This window comes from Nocardia sp. NPDC052112 (assembly GCF_040680135.1).
Taxonomy (GTDB): Bacteria; Actinomycetota; Actinomycetes; order Mycobacteriales; family Mycobacteriaceae; genus Nocardia.
Window position 1 is genome coordinate 76214 of the sequence record NZ_JBFAWD010000006.1, and the last position, 301, is coordinate 76514.

1 protein-coding gene is annotated in these 301 nt (G+C 61.8%); it reads left to right on the forward strand.

Going from position 1 to position 301, the window contains the following annotated elements:
* On the forward strand, positions 1 to 301 hold a 301-nt coding region (locus AB0L58_RS12960; protein WP_364385820.1), incomplete at both ends, for a hypothetical protein.

Below are 301 nucleotides of genomic sequence, written 5' to 3' on the forward strand. Positions count from 1 at the left end.
GGTTGCTGGTCGATCGGCTGTTGGTCTGTGGGTTGCTGGTCGATCGGCTGTTGGTCTGTGGGTTGCTGGTCGATCGGCTGTTGGTCTGTGGGTTGCTGGTCGATCGGCTGTTGGTCTGTGGGTTGCTGATCGGTCGGCTGTTGGTCCGCCGGCTGCTGATCGACACCGGCAATACCGCCGAGTTGGTTCATGATGTCGTCGAGGCCGGGGAACTGATTCGGCTGGGCTGTGGCGTCCTGTGGATCGATCGTGGTGGTGTCGCCTGGCTGGGCTCCGCCGAGTTGGTTCATGATGTCGTCGA